This is a genomic window from Legionella rowbothamii, assembly GCF_900639985.1.
GTDB classification, from domain to species: Bacteria; Pseudomonadota; Gammaproteobacteria; order Legionellales; family Legionellaceae; genus Legionella; species Legionella rowbothamii.
The window spans coordinates 1-23,484 of the sequence record NZ_CAAAIM010000007.1; the positions used below are offsets into that span (position 1 = coordinate 1).

Here is a 23,484-nt window from a genome sequence, read left to right on the forward strand (position 1 = left end):
GGCTCTTGAGGCGACATTGTACAATTCTTTTTTTTTTTTTGCTATAAGAGCGGTAAGAAATAGATCAGTAATTCCCTACCCTGAATTTGAGTACATGACATAAAATACATGGAGCCTGGTTGCAATTACTAGGCCACGCCACCCATGGGTTTTATAAATGGGAAACCACAAATTCGGACATCAGCGCTGTAAATTGTCGTGTTGCCTGATTAGCAGCTACTACACCACCATAGGGATTATCTGCAGGGCATGGGATTTGCAAGCTAATAATTTTAGACCCCATCACTTTATTATCTGAAACGCGAGTCAACACTACCTTGGCTGAAAACTGGACAACGCTAGGCTTTCTTAGGAACGTTTGCTCCAAAGATAGTAATTGAGTGTCTAGACGATAATCAGCACCCTGGCTGTATGAGCTGGAAAGCACCGCATAGAAAACACCTGTTTTTTGTAAACTTTGTACCATTAACGGATAGAGCATATCCGCAGGTGGATTACTCCATGAATTTTTTACGAAAGATTCAAGCTGAAAAGGCTTATTCACATAAAGCATTTGCTCTGATTGATAGCCTGCAGCGGCATCAGGTTGAGTTACCCAAAGTGCAATACGTTGAGGATGTTTTGTTAGTTGTTTATTGCTATAAGCCGTTAATTGATACTGGTTCGTCGCAGGAATTTTAACTGGTGAGCAAGCAACAAGCAGCAAACTAATCAAACACAGCCCTAAACTCTTTAATCTTCTCATTACTTATTCTCCAGGCCCTGGTTTTGGAGCTGAACTCCCGCGAATCACTACTGAAGGGTTTTGACGCATTTCATTACTAACCTTTTCAAGGTTTACTGAAATAGCATTTAATCGACGTAATAATGTAGATGCAGGCGCCAAAGTTTCTTGGGAGAGTTTTTCTAAAGTGTTTCTTCCTGATCCCATAGTACTCGATACGCTTGTTCCCGCATGACTTAAGCTATCAGCCATTGTTTTAAATTTAGCTACACTAGTTTGCAACTCTCGTAGCAATTGCGGAACCTCTTTACTGGATTTAGCAATATTAGTCAAAAAGACATCTGCATTTTTTATACTGTCATCAATATGCTCACTATTCTTTGCAACCACCTGGGTTAGCTTTTCCACATTATGTAAAATATGAGACACATGTCTGGCATTTTCTTCATTGAAAATATGTTTCGCTTGAGTACTGACATTATTAATACTCTCAGAAACCTCTTTTAAAAGATTATCTAATTGGTTAAACAAGGAAGGTTTTGCTGGAATAACTGGGTAGGGTTCTCCCGGAAGCTTCACTATAGGAGTCAAGTCAGCACTGCTCGCACTTAAACCAATATAGGTAACTCCGGTAATTCCCTGAGAAATTAAGGTTGCGGCCGTACTCTTAGTAATTGGAGTCCCATCTTCAATCGCTAAAATGAGCTCCACTTGTCTCGGATCATTCTTATTCAATTTTATTTCATTAACATAACCTACTTGCACTCCATTAAACTTAACTGGAGCATCTTTACTTAAACCCGAAGCAGCCTCATGCAAATACACGGTAAAGTTACTATATGATTTTTGATTAAAACCAACAGATAGCCACAACATGGCAGACAAAAGCCCTGCGAATAGAACTAGGATGAAGACACCTATTAGGGTGTAGTTGGTTTTTGATTCCAAAAAATTGATCTCCGAAACATTAATCTTGAGTTAGGAACTCTATATTTTACTGAAATAATCAGCGATTAATTCGTTTTTATTTTTCATTAAGTCATTAATGGGCTCTACACTCAAAATTTGCCCATCGCCAACAAAGGCTACACGATCGGTGGTACGTTTTAATGACTCAATGTCATGGCTTACCATAACAATTGTAAGATTTAATGCGTCTCGTAAAAAAACAACTAAATCGTCAAAAAGTCGTGCACTACGCGGATCCAAACCCGTAGTAGGCTCATCAAGAAATAATAACTCAGGATCCATAGCAATTGCACGTGCTGCAGCCGCCCTTCTTTGCATTCCACCACTAAGTTCTGAAGGCAATTTGCCGGCGGCCTCTTTCGGCAAGCCAACTAAAGCTATTTTTAATAATGCCAACTCCTGCATGAACTCCGGATCCAGTTCCGCAAATTCTTGCATAGGGAACATCACATTTTCTAAAACATTCATCGCAGCAAATAAAGCACTGTGCTGAAACAACATGCCCCAGCGGCGTCTCAACATAAATGCCTGATGTGCATCAAGACGGCTAATATCCTGGCCAAATATTTTAATATCGCCGGCAGTTGGTTTCAATAACATTAACAAGCTGCGTAAAATAGTGGTCTTACCGCTGCCCGAGCCGCCAATAATAGCCAGAATTTCGCCTTGGTTTACCGTCAAATTAATGTCCCTATGCACCCATTGACCACCAAGAAAATTCTTCATCCCTTTGATTTCAATAATAGGGTCACTCATCTATAACTTCATCCAACTGTAAATAATTGAGTAAATTGCATCGGCAATAATAATTAAAAATAACGACTGAACTACACTTTTGGTCGTCTGACTTCCAATATTATTTTCTGTGCCCGGTTCAACTCTAAATCCTTGAAAACAACCTACTAAAGCAATGATTAAAGCAAATGCTGGTGCTTTATAAAGCCCAAGTCGAAATTGAGAAATACCTACAGAATCCCTTAATCGCTCTAAAAAATCAATAAAACTAATACCTAACATATTTTGGGCCATGAACATGGAACCTAAAATACTAAAAATGTCAGACCAGAAAATTAATAAAGGAAAAGTTATTAATAGTCCTATGACCTTTGGTAACACCAAATGCTCAGTTGGCGAGAGCCCCATAGTTAACAGTGCGTCAATTTCTTCATTTATCTTCATACTGCCTAGTTGCGCCGTAAATGCGGAGCTAGTTCGTCCAGCCACAATAATTGCAGTGATTAAAGGGGAAAATTCGCGAAAAATCGCCATTCCGGATAAATAGGCAATAAACGAGTTAGCACCATATGTAGTTAATTGCAGCCCCATTTGGTAGGCTAAAACAACACCTATTAAGAATGAGAGCAAGGCAAGAATGGGCAATGCCTGAACACCTGTCGAATCCAAATTTGACATAATGCTGGGAAATTGAAAACGCCGCCAGTTTCCAAATGCATCAAAAACTCGAGTACCAAGATCCCCAATCAAAACAACTAATCCATCAACCTGACGTAATTTTTTCTCTGCTGTTTTACCCAGCTGATAAAAAATATTTTCTTTCTTTGGAGCAGGGATTTTATAGGATATTACATCATGCTTGTCTGTAATTAAATTAAGAAGCTGGTGCTGTCTTTCAGAAAAATCGAGCAATTCAACTTGATTATCACGGCGCTTTAATTCGTCAATACATTGAATTAAGGTTAAGGCACCAGCACTATCAAAATGGCTAATCTCTTTACCATTTATCCGAACTTTCTGTGCTTTAGGTAACATTGTAGCAGTAAAGTTTTTGACTACATTACCAACATCCATAACAGACCAAGCACCTGTACAGTTAAATTGATCGAGCTGCTCATCAAATGTTAGTTGCGGGCTATTATGTGCCATAAGGTTTGATTTTAATAAAAATTATCACAAGAATAATACGAATATTGCTGAAGCGCAAAACTAATCATTTAATTTGGAACGAAGCCCATATTAGTATTGATCTAATATGGGCTCCTCCTGTTTAAGGCCAGAATTTAGATTAGTTCACTGTAAGAGCGGAAATCTTTTCATTCACAGCGCCCACAACATTTGCAGTCTCTGTATTAAACTCAAAGAACTTACCTCTATAAGCACAAACTGCAGCGTACCCCACTCCCAATCCAAGAATGAAATAAGCAAGATTGCCAAAAAAGTTTTTTGCCCAACCACGATGTTGATTTATGGTTTTCATATCATCAGTAGTTTCATCAAAAAGCGCGCGAGTTTGCTCTTGGTAATGCTGTAAATCACCATCTTTAATGTATTTATCAGTTAACTGTTGTAGTGCATCATGAATACGCCCTGTTGCCAAGGTTGCGCCTTCATACGCAGCTCCTTTTGCAGCCATTCTGGCGCGCTTCTTATCAACATTTACTAATTCAGACTCAATGTGAGCAGTTTCCAGCCTTCTAGTTACTTGGAGCTGAGGGTCAAGAGCTTCGTTATTCTCATCAACTAGACCTTCATCTCCCAAGCTAGGAACTAAATCAACTTCCGGTACTGAGAGCATTCTTTCTTTTGCTGCTATAGCTCTAGTAACTTGATCGTGTAAATCTATAAGTACTCTTTGCTTTTCATCAGAAAGTTTTCTACAAATAGTATCACCAACAAAATAATTATTATTTTTGTTTGCTTTATATTTTGTTTTAAGAGCTCCAAGCATTTCCTGGGAAGTGCATTTATCTATTTGTTCAAGAAGTTCTTTTTTGTTTCTTACAACTTTATTAAAGCTATCGGTAAGCTTTTGAGTATTTCTTCCCATTAGACACCTCAGTAATATTAATTTTGCAGATTGCGCATAAAGTAACCCAAAACAAACGAAAATACTAGTCAATCAGACAAATTAATCTCCAAATTTTTGTTAAGAACAGAAATAGCCGATGATGTGATATTTAATCCTATCGAACAATTGTTCTCCCTCTCTGCTCTTTTTTGAAAAAATCACTCGCTCCTCTCCTATTTCATGTGGTTTGTATTGCTATTTTATGATACAATTCACTTCATTTTTTCAAAACGAACACCAGGTATGCAAGGTAACAAAAGTCAATTTGACTCACGCGAACGCTGCCTTATTAAACTTGCGTAACGCCGGCTAAACAGAGGAGAAAGCATGCCTTTAGCGCCCAATACTGACGAATTATTTTCTGGCTTTTCAAAACTTTCCCGTGAAGAACGCTTTAAAAGATTACTTGCTTTAGGTGCAGTCACCCCTGAAGACATTGCGTTTCTCAAAAATGGCGGAGTAAAAGATTTAAATCTGGCAGATAAATTAATCGAAAATGTTATTGGCTATTTCCAGCTTCCTTTAGGCGTGGCAACCAACTTTAATATTAATGGCTTAGATTATGTCATTCCTATGGCTGTTGAAGAAACCTCCATTATTGCCGCTCTCTCCAAATCAGCCAAATGGATTAGGCAATGTGGAGAAATCAAAGCTTGGGTTCATGGAGATTGCATTCTCGGACAAATCCAATTAGCCCAAGTTCAAGACTTCGAAAAATTCTCTCATATTTTTACCAAAAACCGCCAATACCTTATTGAAAAAGCGAATAAAGATGTTGCAGCCAATATGGTGAAACGTGGTGGTGGTGTGATTGATTTAAGTTTACGCCATCTAAAAAGAGCAGATGGTAAAGACATGGCAGTAATTCATTTAATGATGAATAGCTGTGATGCCATGGGTGCCAACATCATTAACCAAGTTTTAGAATACTTAAAAGCTCCCATTGAAGAATTAACTGGTGAAGAAGTCACCATGTGCATTTTGTCTAATCTTAACGACCAAAAACTGACAACAGCGCAAGTGACGATCCATACTATTGATCCTATCCTGGGGCAAAAATTACAAGAAGCCTCTCTTTTTGCCGAAATGGACTCCTACCGTGCAGCTACCCATAATAAGGGTGTGATGAACGGCATTGACCCTGTACTTATTGCTACTGGGAATGATTGGCGCGCTGTGGAAGCAGGAGTGCACGCCTATGCTGCTCGAGAGGGCCAATATCAAGCAATTACACGATGGCGTTATCAAGATGGCGTTCTTACTGGACAATTGACTGCCCCTATTATCGTGGGCACTATTGGCGGTGTAACCGCACTTCATCCTACGGCCAAAATGTGCTTACGTATGATGAATATCAACTCAGCTAATGAACTATCTCAAGTAATTGCCTCTGTTGGATTGGTACAAAATTTGGGTGCCCTAAAAGCCCTATGCACCGAAGGAATCATTCAAGGTCATATGAAGCTGCACATTGATAACCTGCTCTTAGCTGCAGGAGCAAATGAAAATGAAATGCCTGAATTAAAAGAGCGCCTACAAAACTGGCTGCAAATGCACAAGCGAATTAGCCTCAACAACGCTCATGATTTACTCGCAGAAATCAGACAAGCGCCGATTGCTGTATGAAATGGTTAATCCCTGCTAAAACTTTTTTATTAGGCGAATATGCGGCGGTCGCGGAAGCTTCTGCAATCGTGCTAACGACTACCCCCTGTTTTCAACTCTCGCATAATACTGCCCCCGGTTTGGTCGGGATTCATCCACAATCGCCAGCAGGTTTATGGTGGCAGCAACAAAAAAATATAGAAACAGGCCTATCCTGGCATGATCCCTACGCGGGCATAGGGGGAGTAGGTGCATCAAGCGCACAATTTCTCGCAAGCTACCTTGCTAGTCGCATGCTTCAAGAGAAGCGACCGGATATGGATAGCATGCTCGAAGCGTACTATCAGTCTTCGTGGACAGGCAAAGGTCTAAGACCGAGCGGCTATGATGTGATTGCTCAATCCCAACACGGATGCGTTTATATTAATAGACAAAAAGAAATAGTTCAGTGCTATAACTGGCCTTTCCATAACTTGTCTTTTTTTCTCATTCATACTGGAGTAAAACTGGCCACGCACCATCATTTACAAGATACCGCCCTACCCACCCAAATTGATTATCTATCAAACCTGGTTGATATGGCTAAAAATGCGTTTGAACAACAAAAGTCGGAGCAATTAATTGCATGTATCAACAACTATCATGCAAAATTAGTTGAATTAGGCCTGGTAGCACAACATAGCTTAGAATTAATTAACCAATTTAAAAGCTACCCCGAAGTGCTCGCAATAAAAGGCTGTGGTGCTTTAGGGGCTGATATTATATTACTCCTAACTTCGCGGAGTGAGGCTCCAGCATTCGAGTCCAGACTACAGCAAGAAAATCACACACTTCTAGCAACTGAAAATTTATTAAATTTTAGCCAACCTCTTTTACCACTATAAATCCCATTACCCAAAAACCTCAGCATCCTGCCAGCTCCCTGAAGAAGCTACGGAGCATCAAAAAAATGGCTCTGGCGAAACATCATTCAAAATTGGAACTAAATCTGAACTCACCCACAAATGACAACTACATATTTCTCAACCCCCCTCATTACCTAAAAAACCAAATAACAAAAAATAATTATAAAACTCAGCAATATCATAAATATACAAAAAACAACCAACTTATTCACTTTAGTACCAACAATGCCCTACTTGACAAAATAAATGAGGCCTTGAACGATAAAATTACAAAAAAAATGACAAAGATTGCAAAAAAACACTTGTAATTCTGCGCCAATACGGTATTATTTCAGCCTCTTTAGGGCCGTTAGCTCAGTTGGTAGAGCAGGAGGCTTTTAACCTCTGTGTCATAGGTTCGAATCCTATACGGCCCACCAGTTTTTTGTAGTACAGTGTAGTAGTTTTAAAAGTTTGCCCTTTAGGGCCGTTAGCTCAGTTGGTAGAGCAGGAGGCTTTTAACCTCTGTGTCATAGGTTCGAATCCTATACGGCCCACCATTCTTGGTCATAAAACCAATCAGTCGACCAAGAACATTCAGCACCCAAATTCACACCCCAATGCGCTCGTAGCTCAGCTGGATAGAGTACTTGGCTTCGAACCAAGGTGTCGGGGGTTCGAGTCCCTCCGAGCGCGCCATTTATAATCTTGCGAAATGTTGTTCCTATTAAATCTGAAAAAGCAAAGTGTACTATAATTAATAATTAATGGCTCTTCCCCATTTCCGGGGGCACTAATCAAGAACACAAAACTTTAACCCTTAACCTATAATTTTCAAAATTTCTAAATCCATAAGCACGACGTTGAATCAGCTTCATCTTCCGATGAAACCCTTCTGTAATGCCGTTGTTTTTAGTAAACCGCCACATTCTAACCACTTCTTCCCGCCATTGATATAATGTTTTACCTAGAGTCTTTAGTGAGTCGAAAGGACTTTCCTTTAGACTGGCAACGAGTTTAAGAAAGAGAGGTATTAAACGCGTACACTGCTTTGCGGTGCGATGTTTTCGCATGAGTAATCGATGTAATCGCTGTTTAAAGTAATATATTGCAGCAATGACAGGCTGTTTTTGCAAATAACGTTCCCGTCTATTGAGTCGCTTTACAGTGAGATTATTGGGATTGGTTCTCAATGCCGCCAAGAGACCTCGCTGATATTTCATTTCAGGGTCAATCTGCTGATAAGTCTGCAAACAGAATTGATTCAACAAACGTATCACATGAAAGCGATCGGCAACAATCATCGCATTGGGAAAGTAACGCCTGATTAACCTGCGGTAACTGGAACTTAAATCAATACAGACTACCTGTACCTTATCTTTTCCTTCTAACGTGTTGAGATAGCCTTCTAAATCCTTTTCTGAACGCCCCTCAACCACATCAAATATTTTATGTTTGGCCAAGTCACAAAAGGTTGTGGCATAACCCACTTTCCGATTAAATGAATGCTCATCCAGGCCAAGGACTCTTGGGCAAGGACGGTTTAATATCTTTTTATGACGAAGCTCATAACCGTAATGATACCAGCGCTCTACAGTCGATTTACCCAGCTTTAAGTCACGCGCCAAATCCTTTTGACTGACTCCTTTGCTGTGGTAGTGAAACACCTGTTTACGCAAACTCTCGCTCGCTCTTTGATATTTACCTATCCCGGGAAATCGTTGATTAAAATAGCGACCACAAGCAGGACAATAATACTTATGAGCCTTGATACACAAGTAACTGCGACGCAATCCAATCGACTCATGGCGGATTCGTCTTATGAAACTGTCTTTTTTACGTAACTTCTTATTACCGCAATGAATACAGCGAACAACACAACGATAAGTTACTTCGATATTTACCGGGTTCTCTCCACTCACCTTTTTAATAGAATATCCCGGTAAATTTAAGATACAATCTTTCTTAGGCATTTTAATCTTCCTTTTGACCGTCAAATCAAAGGGTTAGTCTAGACTAACTTGATTAAAATGCCCCCTTATTTGGGGTAGAGCCCCTTTAATTTAGAAAAAGATGCTCAACAACGAAAAAGCCAGTTGTCCAAGCTCGTTGACTCCCCCATAGAAATTAAAAATCTCTCTGATAAACGCCTCTATCTTGTGCAAATCGGCCCAATTAATGATTACCCCACTGCAAGAGAATTACAGCATACTCTTTCTCAAAAAATAAATGCTGTAAAAAATACCGAAACTTCCAAAAATCAATCCCCCTTAGCAACAGCAAATTCCACAGCTAATGGTAGTGATACGACACAAACCATGCCTGAAAATACTCAATTGTGGAATTTACGCAACGCAGATATTCGCGCGGTCATTGCTGAGGTTTCACGTGTCACTGGCAAAAACTTTGTGATTGATCCAAGGGTGCAAGGAAAAATATCCATTGTATCCGCCACTCCAATGTCCTCGCATGAGTTGTATCAAGTTTTTCTTTCGGTACTCCAAGTTTCCGGATATGCAGCAATCCCCAGTGGCGAAGTGATTAAAATTATTCCCAATATTGACGCAAAAACCCAGTCATCTGATCTGAGAACTCGTCCTCGAGGAGATGACATGATGGTTGCGGTGGTTCCTGTACACTATGTGCCAGCAGAACAATTAGTGCCAGTTTTAAGACCATTAATGCCCCAATGGAGTAGTGTGTCAGCTTATGGTCCATCCAATATGCTGATTCTTTCGGGACGTGCAAATAATATTAATAGCCTTGCAGATATCATAAAACAGGTTGATAACTCAACAGCCAACGGTATTGATATTGTTCCCCTAAGACATTCTTTAGCGATGGATATCGCCAATACATTGAAAGATCTGATAAAGGCTCAGCCCAATATGGCAGGAGGACGAACACAAATTTCTATTTCTGCGGATGACCGTTCTAACTCTCTTTTAATTAGCGGCTCCAAAACAGATAGAATACGATTGAGAATGCTGATTCTAAAATTGGACAGGGAGAGTTCAGCTGGTCTGAATAGCAATACTCAAGTGGTGTATCTCAATTACATGCGTGCCGAAGATCTGGTCCCTATTCTAGCCGGTATTGCTCAAGCAAACTTTAGTGGAAATGTAGGCACAACGATTGGAACCATTACCAGACCAGCCTTAGATAGTACAAATCCGGCTTCAAATCTTGTAAATAATGGCCAAAATAACCAATTAAGCTCATCTAGCAATAGTAATAACAGTGGCAGTGGCTTATCGTCATCTGCAGCGACAGCGAACACTTCTTCAGCCAGCACTCAAAATGAAGGTTCCACTAAACCCACGGTGCAAATCATTGGTGAACCAAATACTAATTCCATTATATTGAATGCCCCGGCTTCTGTTATCCGCGTTTTAAAGCGCGTTATTGCGCAATTAGATATTAAACCAGCACAATTATTAATTGAGGCCTTGGTTGCCGAAATTAACCAGGATGATGTGAATGATCTGGGTATTGAGTGGGGTTCGAATCAACAAACAGGTAAGCCAAGCAGCTTTAGAAATGGCTTTGCTATTCTTAATAGCCAAAGTAGAATCGATGATTTCCAAGCCCAGATTTATGCCCTGGCTCGAGCTCATAAAGCCAATATTTTATCAACACCCTCAGTTGTAGTGCTTGATAACCGGCAAGCCAAAATTCTTGTGGGTAAGCAGGTTTCTGTTGCTTCATCTAATTATCCAAACAACGCGAATGGCACTGCAGCTTCCACCAGTCCGTTTACCACCTTTGATCGGGTTAACGTAGCACTGCATCTTTATGTAAGACCCCAAATAACCCGAGGTAATGGCATTCAAATGCAAATTGACCAAGGTAATGATACTCTAGATCCATCTGCAGCAGCAGAGACATCAACTACACCAACATTTAGAATCAGTAGCATTGTGACCTCAGTGCATGTCGAAAGTGGTAATGTGGTTGTCTTGGGTGGATTAACACAAGATAGTCTGAGCAGTGACAATAATCGTATTCCTGTTCTAGGTGATATACCTGGTGTAGGCAGATTATTTAAACGAAGCATACACATACGTGATAAACGAGTCCTTATGGTGTTTATCAAGCCCATTATTCTGCGTAATGAACGTGATACGGTGCATGCAACTGATCAAAGATACAATCATACTCGCCAATATCAATTAGATTGGTTACGTTCAGAGGAAGCCTATCTGCAAAGTAACAACTCCACCGTGTTGCCTGCGTTGAAGCGAGCTGACTTGCCTAGGCCCTTTAGTCGTCCACCTTTATTAGTGACTAAATAAGCCATGGACTCTGAAGAGAAATCACTTAAAGTTCCCTACAGTTTTGCGAAAAACCATGGAATTGTTGTTGGAAGCGAATTGGTCGATGGAAAAGCTATTATTTACCATCTACCCAATGTCTCCATGCAATCGTTTGCTGAAATAAAGCGACTATTACAATGTGAGCTGTCTTTAAAACAAGTTGATGAATCAGCATTCCAACAGCATCTAGCAAATACTTATCAATCTAAATCATCTATTTTAGAAGCTGCTGGTGGGATGGAAGAGGATATGGATCTTTCGTTACTAGCAAGCCAACTTCCCGTCAGTGAGGATTTATTAGAAAATCAGGATGATGCGCCAATTATCCGTTTACTAAATGCCTTATTTACGCAAGCAATAAAGCAAAAAGCATCCGATATTCATATTGAGACCTATGAGGATCGTGTATTAGTTCGTAATCGTATTGATGGTGTTTTACATGAAGTATTGGAGATTCAACGAGCTATTGCTCCTTTGGTTATCTCAAGGGTCAAGGTCATGGCAAAGCTCGATATCGCTGAAAAGCGCATACCGCAGGATGGACGTATTTCATTACGCATTGGTGGGCATAACATTGACGTGCGTGTCTCTACCCTACCCTCGAATCATGGCGAACGTGTCGTGTTGCGTATTTTAGATAAGCAAGCGGCGCAATTGGATTTAAGCCTTTTAGGGATGCCGGCTCCAGCGTTAAAAACAATTCGCCAATTAATTGCCGAACCTCATGGAATTATTTTAGTTACTGGACCAACAGGCTCGGGAAAAACGACCTCATTATATGCAATGCTTACGGAATTAAACGAGGTTACGCGAAATATTTTAACCATCGAAGACCCTATTGAATATGATTTAGAGGGTATAGGACAAACTCAGGTTAATACCAAAGTCCAAATGACCTTTGCTAAGGGGTTAAGAGCTATTTTACGGCAAGATCCTGATGTGGTGATGATTGGGGAAATTCGTGACCTGGAAACAGCCGAAATCGCGGTTCAAGCAAGTTTAACAGGACACTTGGTGCTTTCCACCTTACATACGAATAGTGCATTAGGGGCATTAACGCGTTTACGTGATATGGGTGTAGAATCATTCCTTTTATCCTCAAGTATTGTTGGTTTGATCGCGCAACGCCTAGTTCGTAAACTGTGCCCGCATTGTAAGACAGTTCATCAATTAAGAGATGATGAAAAAGAGCTAATGAACCTTGCTCTTGATGCAGATGTGTCTAAAGTATATGAACCTAAAGGCTGTGATTTGTGTAATCATCTGGGATATCGAGGTCGAACCAGTATTTATGAACTAATAACCATTGATGATACATTAAGAGGAATGATCCATCGGAATGAAAACTTACAGCTGATGGAAGAATATTTAAGACCCACCATGCCTAGTATTCGTGATGATGGTTTCAAGCGAGTTCTTGCTGGTGATACATCTTTAGCGGAAGTACTTCGTGTGACCACGCAGAATTAAATAACAGTAAAACCTGGTTGCGAACAACCAGGCTAAATCTAATATTATAAGCATAATTTCAATACAACTTTTTTGAGGAATTTGGTTGCCTTCAACCACGTTTTCCCTTTTACTTAACCAACTTTCTCCAGGTGGTACCTTTAGGACCATCTTCCAATTCAATTCCTTGCTCGAGTAATTCAGCACGAATTTGATCGGCGCGTGCCCAGTTGCGGTCTGCTCTTGCTTGTAGACGTTGGGCGATTAATTGCTCGATAATCACCTTGTCATCATCTGCTAAACCTGCTTGTAAAAATTCTGAAGCATCGGACTGCAATAATCCCATCACCTCGGCAAGGTGCCTTAAGGTGGTGCCTAAAACTGGATTGGCGTTTTTATTCACTTCATGGCTTAACTGGAATAAAACAGATAATGCAACTGGTGTGTTAAAATCATCATTCATAGCTTTGTTAAATTCAGCAATCCAATGCTCATCCAACTCTCCATTACCCAAAATCGATACATCTTTCATCGTTTGGTAAAGACGAGTCAATGCCTTTTTAGCATTTATCAAATTCTCTTCAGAATAATTTAATGGACTACGATAATGACTACTTAACAAGAAATAACGAACCACTTCAGGATGATGTTCATTTAATACATCAGCAATTGTGAAAAAATTACCTAATGATTTAGACATTTTTTCATTATTTACCTGCAGCATACCAACATGCATCCAATAATTTGCAAATGGCTTGCATGTAGCAGCCTCGCTTTGCGCGATTTCATTTTCATGATGAGGGAACTGTAAATCCAAGCCTCCACCATGAATATCAAATTGCTCGCCCAGCTCTTCCATCGCCATCGCGGAGCATTCAATATGCCATCCAGGACGCCCTTCTCCCCAAGGAGAAGGCCAGCAAGGCTCACCAGCTTTGGCTTTTTTCCACAACACAAAATCAAGTGGTGAACGCTTTTCTTTAACTACTTCAATGCGTGCACCAGACATCAAACCATCTAAATCTTTATGTGATAATTTACCGTAATCCGCAAAGCTATCCACTTGGTAGCACACATCCCCATTACCACTCACATAAGCATTACCTTTTGCGAGTAAACGCTCAATCAAACGGATAATCGTGCCAATATGCTCCGTTGCTCTTGGCTCGTAATCAGGTGGCAAAATATTTAAAGCCTGCATGTCTTCATGCATAGCCGCAATGTAATGCGTTGTTAATTCATCAATGGAAATACCGCGCTCATTAGCACGTGCAATAATTTTGTCATCAATATCGGTAATATTACGTACAAAGGTTACATCATAGCCTTGGGAACGCAGATAACGCACAATCACATCAAAAGACACCATAGAGCGTGCATGGCCTAAATGGCAGTGGTCGTAAACCGTTATACCACAGACATACATCCCAATTTTACCTGGATTAATAGAAACAAACGGCTCTTTTGTTCTAGTTAGCGAATTAAATAAATATAACATTTCTGCCCCTTAGCTCACTTTTCCCCAAGTATCTTTCAAGTCAACCACACGGTGGAAAACACTCACGAACCCGTCTTTTTTCTCATTAACACAATAATAGCCCAATCGTTCAAATTGGAATACTTCACCTTCGGGTTGATGAGCTAAAGAAGGTTCACAAAGCCCTTGCATCGTTTGTAATGAGTCATGATTTAAAAATTGGAAGAAATCATCTTCACGAGCTGGATTGGCATCAGTAAACAAGCGATCATATTGTAAAACAGTTACTGGATAAGCATGCTCGCTCGATACCCAATGGATAACTCCTTTGACTTTTCTATCTTCAGGATTTTTTCCTAATGTATTCTCATCATAGGTACATCGAAGTTCAACCACCTCACCTTGTTCATTATGAATTACTTCATGACATTTAATTACATAAGCATGACGTAAACGTACTTCAGCGCCCGGTGATAAACGGAAGAATTTCTTAGGAGGTTCCTCCATAAAATCAGAGCGTTCAATATAAAGCTCTTTAGTAAAAGGAAGGTCGCGTCGTCCTGCCTCAGGATCTTGTGGGTTATACGATGCATTAAGCTGCTCAACTTTTCCTTCAGGATAGTTTTCAATCACTACCTTCAAAGGATCCATCACACACAAAGCACGCTTCGCAGTGCGGTTTAATTCAGCGCGAACACATTCTTCTAATAAAGTCATGTCAATAACTGAATCACTACGTGAAATACCGATCATTTCACAAAATTGGCGAATTGCTGCTGGCGGATATCCACGTTTACGCATACCACGTAATGTTGGCATACGGGGATCATCCCAACCAGAAACCGCATTTTTTTCAACCAACTCTCGCAACTTACGCTTAGAAGTTACTGTATGAGATAAGTTCAAACGGGCAAATTCAGTTTGTACTGGTTTTGCAGGTACTGGTAAATTCTCAATAAGCCAATCATACAATGGTCGATGATCCTGGAATTCCAAAGTACATAAAGAATGAGTAATTTTCTCTAATGCGTCTGAAATAGGATGCGCATAATCGTACATTGGGTAAATACACCACTCATCACCTGTACGTTGATGGTGCGCATGACGAATACGGTATAAAACCGGATCACGCATATTAATATTACCCGATTGCATGTCAATTTTTGCTCTTAATACATGCGTACCATCTGCAAACTCGCCCGCTTTCATGCGCTTAAATAAGTCCAGACTTTCTTCCATAGGTCGATTACGGTAAGGGCTTTCACGTCCTGGCTCTTGCAAAGTTCCCCGATAAGCTCGAATTTCTTCCATACTCAAACTGTCTACATAAGCCAAGTCCGTTTTAATTAATAGTACGGCAAATTCATAAAGCTCATTGTAATAATCAGATGAATGGGTCATATCACACCATTCAAAACCTAACCACCGTACATCATCAATAATGGCATTAACATATTCTTCTTCTTCTTTGATGGGATTTGTATCGTCAAATCGTAGATAACAGATACCACCAAATTCTTGCGCCAAACCAAAATTGAGGCAAATGGATTTGGCATGCCCTACGTGCAAATAACCATTAGGCTCGGGCGGGAAGCGCGTCACTAATGATTTATGTTTGCCGCTAGCTAGCTCATCAGTAATCAATTGTCTGATAAAATGTGCTCGTTTTTCGGTTAATTCTGTCATCGGTTTTTCCATCGTTTCCATATGATCGTTAGATCGTTATTAAATACTTGGTTTTGTAGGTCAGGCCAAGCCCAACCTGCATATAAATCATTGCTCATCCATCGCACAGCGCATGGAATGTATTAAGCTTGCTCCGGCTTGCAGCATATCATGTTTTGCCTGATATGCCTCTAAAATCTGATCAATCAAAGCAGCACCCACAATAACCCCATCAGCAAAACTGGCAACCTGTGCAGCCATCTCCGGTGTTTTTATGCCAAAGCCAACCATCAAAGGCAAATTTACTTGCGCCTTGCGTTGTTGATATTGAGTCTTTAATGAAGCAGCATCAAGAGTACTCGACCCGGTCACCCCTTTTAAAGAAACATAATACAAATAGCCTTGAGCATGCTCTTGAATTAAAGCCATGCGCTCATCAGTGGTTGTTGGTGAGCAAAGAAAAATACTATATAAACCATGCTCTTGCCAAATCGAATTGATACCAGAACTCTCCTCCGGCGGTAAATCCACTAAAATCGTGCCATCCACCCCAGCCTCGGCCGCGTGTTGGGCAAACAATTGATAGCCATATTGCTCGATCGGATTTAAATAGCCCATGATCACAATAGGTGTTTCGTTATCTTGCTGACGAAACTCTCTGACCATGCCTAATACGTCTGTAGTATGCACCTGGTGCGCTAATGCACGCTCCATAGCTTGTTGGATTACGATTCCCTCAGCCATAGGGTCAGAAAAAGGAATACCTAACTCCAAAACATCAGCGCCCGCCTTCACCAACTCATGCATTAACTGTACGGTTATCTCGGGGTAAGGATCGCCCGCGGTAATATAGGGGCTCAGCATTTTTTTGCCACTGGCATTTATCTTAGCTAAAACTTTGTCTATTCGGTTCATACGCTTATCCCATCAATACTTGCAACAGTATGCATGTCTTTATCACCACGACCGGATAAATTCACGATAATATTTTGGTCCTTTTCCATTGTCTTAGCCAGCTTCATCGCATAGGCTATCGCATGGCTAGATTCTAATGCGGGCATAATCCCTTCTACACGGGTCAGAGTACGAAATGCATCAAGTGCTTCCTCATCATTAATGGCTTCATATTTAACTCGACCAATGTCTTTTAAATAAGCATGCTCTGGTCCAACCCCAGGATAATCGAGGCCTGCGGAAATTGAGTGAGTATCTTGAATTTGTCCATGCTCATCACAAAGTAAATACGTGCGATTACCATGCAATACCCCGGGCTTTCCCGCAATTAGGGAAGCAGAATGCTGGCCACTTTCCAAACCTTTGCCACCCGCTTCCACACCGTAAATAGCTACTGAGTCATCTTTAAGGAAAGGATAAAATAAGCCAATTGCATTAGAACCACCACCAATACACGCCACTAACGCATCAGGTAACCGCCCTTTTTCTTCTAAAAATTGAGCACGGGCCTCCATACCAATAACGGTCTGAAAATCGCGTACCATCTGAGGGTAAGGATGAGGACCGGCCACCGTTCCAATAATATAAAAGGTATCATCAATATGACTGACCCAATCACGCATTGCTTCATTCAGTGCGTCTTTTAATGTTTTCGAGCCTGCGGTTACAGGTACTACCTCAGCACCCAATAATTTCATCCGATACACATTGGTTGCTTGACGTTTTACATCTTCAGCCCCCATGTAAACGACACACTCAAAGCCTAACTTAGCAGCCACTGTTGCTGAAGCAACTCCATGCTGCCCAGCACCCGTTTCAGCAATGATCCGTGTTTTGCCCATTCGCTTGGCAAGTAAAGCTTGACCTACGGTATTATTCACTTTATGCGCGCCGGTGTGATTTAAATCTTCTCGTTTAAGATAAATTTGTGCTCCACCAACGAGCTGACTTAAACGTTCTGCATGATAAAGGGGACTTGGACGGCCCACAAAATAATTCAATTCTCGACTTAATTCCGCCAAAAATTCAGGATCATAGCGATATTTATTATAAGCTTGTTCTAATTCTTTTAGGGCATGCATCAATGTATCTGCAACAAAAATGCCACCATAGGGACCAAAATGCCCGTGTTCATCAGGAAGTTCTTTTTTATTCATTGCGTATATACCTCACTATGTAAACTAGGCTGTAGAACCTAGTAGTCATGGTATTTAATTTAAGGCAAGCGTTGAAATACGCTTCATAAATTGCGTCATCTTAGTGTGATCTTTTATTCCAGGAGACGCTTCGATACCACTGCATAAATCTACTGCATAAGGATGGCAACTTTTAATGGCATCCAGCACATTCGACTCATCTAATCCTCCTGCTAATATGTATGGTTTTTCTAATCGTCGGGGAATGACTCCCCAATCAAAAGTAAGTCCCGTGCCCCCTCTTGCGGCATTTGAAGGCGTATCCAACAACACAGCACGTGCATCACTGTAATCTTTTGCCATTTGTTGAATGTATGCACTTGAATCCGAATGAATGGCTTTAATAAACGGTTTATTAAACTGCTGACAAAATGCTACCGATTCTGCACCATGAAACTGAAGTAGTTGGATCGGTAGTTCTTCAATAATTTGCTGTACTAATTCCACTTCGGGGTCGACCAAAACAGCTACTGCATCAACAAAGGGCGGACTGTTTTTTAATAAAATCTTAGCCTGTTCAACTGTGACATAGCGCGAGCTTTTGGGATAAAAAATTAAACCTATAGCATCAACACCTAAGTGAACAGCATGAGCAATGTCGTCACTACGCGTCATACCACACATTTTGACTCGCACACGCGACGGATTCAATTATTTCTCCCAAAGAAAAGCTGGTCCAGGACTATTTTGTAATATTCCAAATTCTTGAGGATAAGTTACTTGCACTAAATACAAACCATAGGCCGGTGCTGTTTCAGCGCCTAGTCGTCTATCACGCGCAGTTAAAACTTCTTCAACCCAAGATACCGGATGTTTTCCTGAGCCTACAGCAATTAAAACACCTGCTATATTACGTACCATATGATGCAAAAAGGCATTTGCAGTAATATCGATGATGACTAAATCATTGGCACGGGTTACCTGGATTTTATGAACATTCCGCATGGGTGTATTTGACTGGCATTCAACTGAGCGAAAGGATGTAAAATCTTTTTCACCAACTAAAAACTGTGCGGCTTGGTGCATTAAACGATGATCTAACTGCCTGTACTGCCACGTCATGTTACTGCGCAGTAATGCAGGCCGAATCGTTCCATTATAAATTATATACCGATATCTTCTGGCTGTTGCTGAGTACCGTGCATTAAATTCTTCTGGAAGTTCTTTGCCCCATTTAACACAAACATCTTTAGGCAAAAAGGAATTTGCTCCATGAATCCACGCCCTTATACTGCGTTCTTTATCTGTATCAAAATGAACCACTTGATTAGTTGCATGCACTCCTGTATCCGTTCTGCCTGCACAAACAACAGAAATAGGGCTATCGGCGACTTTTGATAAAGCATGTTCTAAGGCTTGTTGCACGGTATGCAAGCCCGTTTGTGCTTGCCAGCCATGATAGTGGCTACCATCGTACTCAAGCACTAAGGCAATACGCATTCATTATTCCTAAATAAAATGGCTCAATTTATATTACTGTATTTGCTTTGTCTATACCTTAGGCGATTCATTTTCAAAGTTTTGTCTATTCAAGCCTCAGATAGTAATTATTTTTCTTGATCCATTTGAATAGCCATGATAATTTCGTGGGCTTTATTTCGAAAAAGCACATTGAGACGCATTCTATGAGATGGAATTTTTTTTGTCGCAGCATTGCTACTTTAGCATTTGTTTTTAGTCATCCAACTTATTCTCAAGATTCAGAAAAAAACTTAGAACCGTTTTGGAGTTCAACAGGAAATTGGGTTGTTTCTTTTGGAGCTGGCGTTCAGTATCCTCAATGGAATGATCTAATGAGAGTTAATAATACTCCGAGCCCTTTAACTCCTCGCAGTAATAATCTATTTTCCACTCGCAACCAAAGTGAACCGGTGATTGGTCTTGCTTTAGGACGACGCTGGCAACATGATAGCGTTTGGTTTCCAGCCTATTCCTTTAACGCTGTATGGAAGTATTTTTTCAGGACTAATATTGGTAATACAATTCTCCATAATTCAGGTCCAGAATTATCTAACTATAAATATGATTGGGATTTGACAGCAAATATGCTCTTAGCTTCCGCAAAAGTGAACCTCTTTGAATATAGGAAATTTTCTCCTTTTGCGCATGCCGGGATTGGGAGCTCATTTAATAGAACATCACATTATAGAGAAAGAGCGCCGGTCGGTGTAACTCCTCGAGTAAGCCCACAATTTACCAATTTTAGCACCAGTGAATTTACGTATAATGTGGGTGCAGGTGTTGATCTTCTGCTTACACCACAATGGACTCTATCAGTTGGATATAGTTATCAGGACTTAGGACAAATTAGTTCTGGCCCTGGGAAAGGAACCTGGTCTAATCAATCATTAAACCCTGGCTCTTACCATTCCAATGAAGTGTTGGTTTCTGTAAGCTATACTTTTGGTGGAAACCAGACAATACAAGCAGATAAGTAGACTTTGGCACAAATCTGTAGGTTGGGTCCATGGCCCAACCTACAAAATATAACCATTAATATAATATCCTTTATCCCTCATTTAAAAGCACCTTGAAATCGCTTGCATTAGCACTACCTCTAATACATAATTTACCCCCTGCTTTTTTCCCGGATTACTATGTCAGCATCATTGATTGATGGAAAAACTTTATCTGCTCTCCGTCGAGATCAATTAAAACATCGAGTGCATGAGCTCATGCAACAAGGACATCGTGCTCCAGGTCTTGCGGTAGTACTTGTTGGTAATGATTCTGCCTCATCGGTGTATGTTAATAACAAGAGAAAAGCATGTGTTGAAGTGGGTATTACTTCCCACTCTTATGACTTGCCCGAAAAAACCAGTCAGGAGGAGTTAATCAAACTTATTGATAAGTTAAATGATTCCCAAGAGATTGATGGCATCCTCATTCAATTACCGCTTCCCAGGCATATTAATGAATCAGTAATCATTGAGCACATTAAGCCTGCAAAAGATGTGGATGGTTTCCATCCCTATAATTTAGGCCGACTGGCCCAACGCAATCCCCTACTCCGCCCATGCACTCCTATGGGTATTATGAGTCTACTTGACCATTATCAGCTGAACGTAAAAGGCAAACATGCGGTGGTAATTGGTGCATCCAACATTGTCGGGCGTCCCATGAGTTTGGAATTACTTGCCGCCGGAGCCACAGTTACGGTTTGTCATCGTTTAACTCAAAATCTCGAGCATTTTGTGCGTATTGCTGATTTCATTATTGTTGCAGCAGGCCATATGGACGTTATTGATGTGGATTGGCTCACTGAAAACCAAGTTGTTATTGATGTTGGTATTCACCGTCTTCCTGATGGAACGATTCGCGGCGATGTAGATTTTAAAAAAGCGCTTAAGAAAGTTGCCTGGATTACTCCGGTTCCTGGTGGCGTAGGACCAATGACTGTTGCCAGCCTCCTTGAAAACACCTTAATGGCAGCATCAAAACCAAAATAGAGAAAACCTGGTTGCAAGCAACCAGGCTACGCCTAATCTATTTTAAGACTATTTTTCTTCAAAAGAATCCCAATCAAACTCCCCGTTGATTTCTTCGAAATCATCTTTAAATTCTTCCCGCAGGCGTTTGCGCTCTAAACGTTCTTCTAGCATTCGTCGTACATTTTTTCGATGATCGGTGTCTGTAGCATCATCATCGTAACTATAATCAGAAAAAGATTGATCATCATAATCTTCATGCAGATCTCTCATCGCTGTCTCCTATCAGACTTTATCAAAAGGGCACGAGATACTGTAAAATTTACCCTTCTTACAAAGAGTATAGTAGAAAATTTTTTTAATCTGATATAATTCATCGCATTACTCCTAATGCGAAAATTATTTTATGCTGAGCTATCAACACGGATATCATGCCGGTAATTATGCCGACGTCATCAAACATATTGCGTTAACCCGCCTATTAAACTACCTCACGATTAAAGATAAGCCTTTGTTTTATCTCGAAACTCATTCAGGTAAAGGGATTTATGATTTAAAGAATAAACAAGCCGAAAAAACGGGGGAGTACAAACAAGGCATCAAGCTAATTTGGCCGGATCATAAAACTCTGCCCCCTGTTTTTCATAATTACACTCAAGCGATATCAGATCTCAATAAAAATAACGAGTTGAAGTACTATCCTGGCTCCCCCAGTTTAGCTATTAAAAACCTGCGCGATCAAGATCGGTTGTATTTTTGCGAACTTCACCCAACAGAGTTTGATGAGCTGAGTACCCTACCCCGTTGTAACAAAAAAGTACATTTCAGCAATACTGATGGGATTGCTGCAATGCATGCATTACTGCCACCACCTGAAAAAAGAGGTTTAATCTTTATCGACCCTTCTTTTGAAATAAAAGATGAATATAAAACAATTCCCGCTGCTATAAAACAGGCTGTTGCTCGTTTTTCTACAGGAGTTTATTGTCTTTGGTATCCTGTAGTTGATAGAAGACTCGTTGATAGACTGGTACGTAACATGAAAGATATCAAAGCCAATAGTGCTTTACGTATTGAGTTTAATTTAACGATGGCACCAATGGGAGGAATGTCTGGAGCAGGTCTTTGGATAATCAACCCGCCCTATACTTTTGTTGAGGAAATGAAAACTGCCTTAGATGCCTTGCGCATCTATTTTAACCCAGGGGTTTCCTCTTACCTTATCGAGACTTACTAATATGACTATTGCCCCCATCTCTGCATTCACTGATAACTACATTTGGGCTATTATTGATAAAGAGGCAGGGGCGTTTGATTGTGTTGATCCTGGCGAAGCACGGCCAGTACGTCAATTTGCTAAAGAACACGATCTGCAGCTGCGGTCTATTTTACTTACGCACCATCACCATGATCACATCGGCGGCGTTGCCCAACTCCTTCATGATGCTCCTCACTGTACTGTTTATGGGCCTCATGATTCACGCATTCCATACATAAACCATCATGTAAGTGAGCATCAAACTATAAAAGTTGGGCAATGCTCTTTTCGTATTCTATCTAATCCAGGGCATACATCCAGCCACATTAGCTATTATGAAGCCCAGCAAGGCTGGTTATTTTGTGGCGACACGCTTTTTTCAGCAGGTTGCGGCAGAGTATTTGACGGGACAATGGAACAATTACATCGTTCGATGGAACTTTTCAAATCATTACCTCCTGAAACAAAAGTGTACTGTGCTCATGAATATACCCTGCAAAATTTACGCTTTGCGGAAACAGTAGAACCACATAACCAGTCTATCCCAATGTACATCCAGAAATTACGAGCCCAAGCCAATCCTTGTACTTTGCCGTCGACAATAGAAATTGAGCTCTCAATAAATCCTTTTTTACGTACTCAAAGTCCAGAGGTGCAGACATTTGCCAAGCATCATGGTGCATTATCTATTAACCCATTAGATATTTTTGCGGCATTGCGTGAAGCGAAAAATAACTTCAAATAAAACACGAA

General features: G+C 40.5%; 20 protein-coding genes, 3 tRNA genes and 1 pseudogene. 11 read left to right on the forward strand and 13 right to left on the reverse strand.

What is annotated here, in order from left to right; translation table 11 throughout:
* Positions 1–151: 151 nt before the first annotated feature.
* The 5 genes from E1P08_RS11875 to E1P08_RS11895 all read right to left on the reverse strand — a co-directional run bounded on the left by E1P08_RS11875 (position 152) and on the right by E1P08_RS11895 (position 4,478).
* Entirely contained in the window at positions 152–745 is a 594-nt protein-coding gene (locus E1P08_RS11875; protein WP_133137231.1) for an ABC-type transport auxiliary lipoprotein family protein, read from the reverse strand.
* A 3-nt stretch (positions 746–748) separates the two neighbouring features.
* Positions 749–1,672: an MlaD family protein gene (locus tag E1P08_RS11880; protein WP_133137232.1), complete on the reverse strand. Its 924-nt coding sequence runs from the start codon at positions 1,670–1,672 to the stop codon at positions 749–751.
* Positions 1,673–1,711: 39 nt separating this feature from the next.
* On the reverse strand, positions 1,712–2,449 hold the full coding sequence (locus E1P08_RS11885; protein ID WP_133137233.1) for an ABC transporter ATP-binding protein: 738 nt from the start codon (positions 2,447–2,449) through the stop codon (positions 1,712–1,714).
* Positions 2,450–3,577, reverse strand: a complete 1,128-nt coding sequence (locus E1P08_RS11890; RefSeq protein ID WP_133137234.1) for an MlaE family ABC transporter permease — start codon at positions 3,575–3,577, stop codon at positions 2,450–2,452.
* A gap of 139 nt (positions 3,578–3,716) precedes the next feature.
* Positions 3,717–4,478, reverse strand: coding sequence for a hypothetical protein (locus tag E1P08_RS11895; RefSeq protein ID WP_133137235.1), 762 nt, complete (start codon positions 4,476–4,478; stop codon positions 3,717–3,719).
* Positions 4,479–4,826: 348 nt separating this feature from the next.
* Here E1P08_RS11895 and E1P08_RS11900 point away from each other — a divergent pair, with 348 nt between their 5' ends.
* The 5 genes from E1P08_RS11900 (at position 4,827) to E1P08_RS11920 (ending at position 7,687) form a co-directional block, all read left to right on the forward strand.
* Positions 4,827–6,125, forward strand: a complete 1,299-nt coding sequence (locus E1P08_RS11900) for a hydroxymethylglutaryl-CoA reductase, degradative (protein ID WP_133137236.1) — start codon at positions 4,827–4,829, stop codon at positions 6,123–6,125.
* Complete coding sequence (locus E1P08_RS11905) at positions 6,122–6,988, forward strand: hypothetical protein (protein ID WP_133137237.1); 867 nt, start codon at positions 6,122–6,124, stop codon at positions 6,986–6,988. The genes E1P08_RS11900 and E1P08_RS11905 overlap by 4 nt, the downstream gene beginning before the upstream one ends.
* Positions 6,989–7,352: 364 nt before the next feature.
* Positions 7,353–7,428, forward strand: a tRNA-Lys gene (locus E1P08_RS11910).
* 44 nt (positions 7,429–7,472) lie between these two features.
* Positions 7,473–7,548, forward strand: a tRNA-Lys gene (locus E1P08_RS11915).
* 62 nt (positions 7,549–7,610) lie between these two features.
* Positions 7,611–7,687, forward strand: a tRNA-Arg gene (locus E1P08_RS11920).
* Positions 7,688–7,785: 98 nt separating this feature from the next.
* Here E1P08_RS11920 and E1P08_RS11925 read toward each other — a convergent pair.
* Positions 7,786–8,961, reverse strand: a complete 1,176-nt coding sequence (locus tag E1P08_RS11925) for an ISL3 family transposase (protein WP_133137238.1) — start codon at positions 8,959–8,961, stop codon at positions 7,786–7,788.
* A gap of 84 nt (positions 8,962–9,045) precedes the next feature.
* Between E1P08_RS11925 and gspD the strand changes: the two are divergent.
* Both gspD and lspE read left to right on the forward strand, forming a co-directional pair.
* Positions 9,046–11,283 (forward strand): annotated as a pseudogene (gene gspD, locus E1P08_RS11930) (type II secretion system secretin GspD); the annotation flags it as partial.
* 3 nt (positions 11,284–11,286) lie between these two features.
* Complete coding sequence (gene lspE, locus E1P08_RS11935; RefSeq protein ID WP_133137240.1) at positions 11,287–12,774, forward strand: GspE family T2SS ATPase variant LspE; 1,488 nt, start codon at positions 11,287–11,289, stop codon at positions 12,772–12,774.
* Positions 12,775–12,883: 109 nt separating this feature from the next.
* Here lspE and cysS read toward each other — a convergent pair whose 3' ends face one another.
* The 6 genes from cysS to truA all read right to left on the reverse strand — a co-directional run bounded on the left by cysS (position 12,884) and on the right by truA (position 19,485).
* Positions 12,884–14,251 carry a cysteine--tRNA ligase gene (gene cysS, locus E1P08_RS11940; RefSeq protein WP_133137241.1) on the reverse strand — a complete coding sequence of 456 codons (1,368 nt, stop codon included), beginning with the start codon at positions 14,249–14,251 and terminating at the stop codon, positions 12,884–12,886.
* 9 nt (positions 14,252–14,260) lie between these two features.
* Positions 14,261–15,916 carry a glutamine--tRNA ligase/YqeY domain fusion protein gene (locus tag E1P08_RS11945; RefSeq protein ID WP_133137242.1) on the reverse strand — a complete coding sequence of 552 codons (1,656 nt, stop codon included), beginning with the start codon at positions 15,914–15,916 and terminating at the stop codon, positions 14,261–14,263.
* A gap of 87 nt (positions 15,917–16,003) precedes the next feature.
* Positions 16,004–16,810, reverse strand: a complete 807-nt coding sequence (trpA, locus tag E1P08_RS11950) for a tryptophan synthase subunit alpha (RefSeq protein WP_133137243.1) — start codon at positions 16,808–16,810, stop codon at positions 16,004–16,006.
* On the reverse strand, positions 16,807–18,006 hold the full coding sequence (gene trpB, locus E1P08_RS11955) for a tryptophan synthase subunit beta (RefSeq protein WP_133137244.1): 1,200 nt from the start codon (positions 18,004–18,006) through the stop codon (positions 16,807–16,809). The genes trpA and trpB overlap by 4 nt, the downstream gene beginning before the upstream one ends.
* Positions 18,007–18,060: 54 nt before the next feature.
* Complete coding sequence (locus E1P08_RS11960; protein WP_133137245.1) at positions 18,061–18,696, reverse strand: phosphoribosylanthranilate isomerase; 636 nt, start codon at positions 18,694–18,696, stop codon at positions 18,061–18,063.
* Entirely contained in the window at positions 18,697–19,485 is a 789-nt protein-coding gene (truA, locus tag E1P08_RS11965; protein ID WP_133137246.1) for a tRNA pseudouridine(38-40) synthase TruA, read from the reverse strand.
* Between the two features lie 185 nt (positions 19,486–19,670).
* Between truA and E1P08_RS11970 the strand changes: the two genes are divergently transcribed.
* Both E1P08_RS11970 and folD read left to right on the forward strand, forming a co-directional pair.
* Positions 19,671–20,483, forward strand: a complete 813-nt coding sequence (locus E1P08_RS11970) for an outer membrane protein (protein ID WP_133137247.1) — start codon at positions 19,671–19,673, stop codon at positions 20,481–20,483.
* 159 nt (positions 20,484–20,642) lie between these two features.
* Entirely contained in the window at positions 20,643–21,494 is an 852-nt protein-coding gene (gene folD / locus E1P08_RS11975; protein WP_133137248.1) for a bifunctional methylenetetrahydrofolate dehydrogenase/methenyltetrahydrofolate cyclohydrolase FolD, read from the forward strand.
* A gap of 48 nt (positions 21,495–21,542) precedes the next feature.
* Here the strand turns inward: folD and E1P08_RS11980 are convergent, their stop codons facing one another.
* Complete coding sequence (locus E1P08_RS11980) at positions 21,543–21,746, reverse strand: hypothetical protein (protein WP_133137249.1); 204 nt, start codon at positions 21,744–21,746, stop codon at positions 21,543–21,545.
* Positions 21,747–21,879: 133 nt separating this feature from the next.
* Between E1P08_RS11980 and E1P08_RS11985 the strand changes: the two genes are divergently transcribed.
* Positions 21,880–22,710, forward strand: coding sequence for a 23S rRNA (adenine(2030)-N(6))-methyltransferase RlmJ (locus E1P08_RS11985; RefSeq protein WP_133137250.1), 831 nt, complete (start codon positions 21,880–21,882; stop codon positions 22,708–22,710).
* Between the two features lies 1 nt (position 22,711).
* Positions 22,712–23,476: a hydroxyacylglutathione hydrolase gene (gene gloB / locus E1P08_RS11990; RefSeq protein WP_133137251.1), complete on the forward strand. Its 765-nt coding sequence runs from the start codon at positions 22,712–22,714 to the stop codon at positions 23,474–23,476.
* Positions 23,477–23,484: the final 8 nt, after the last annotated feature.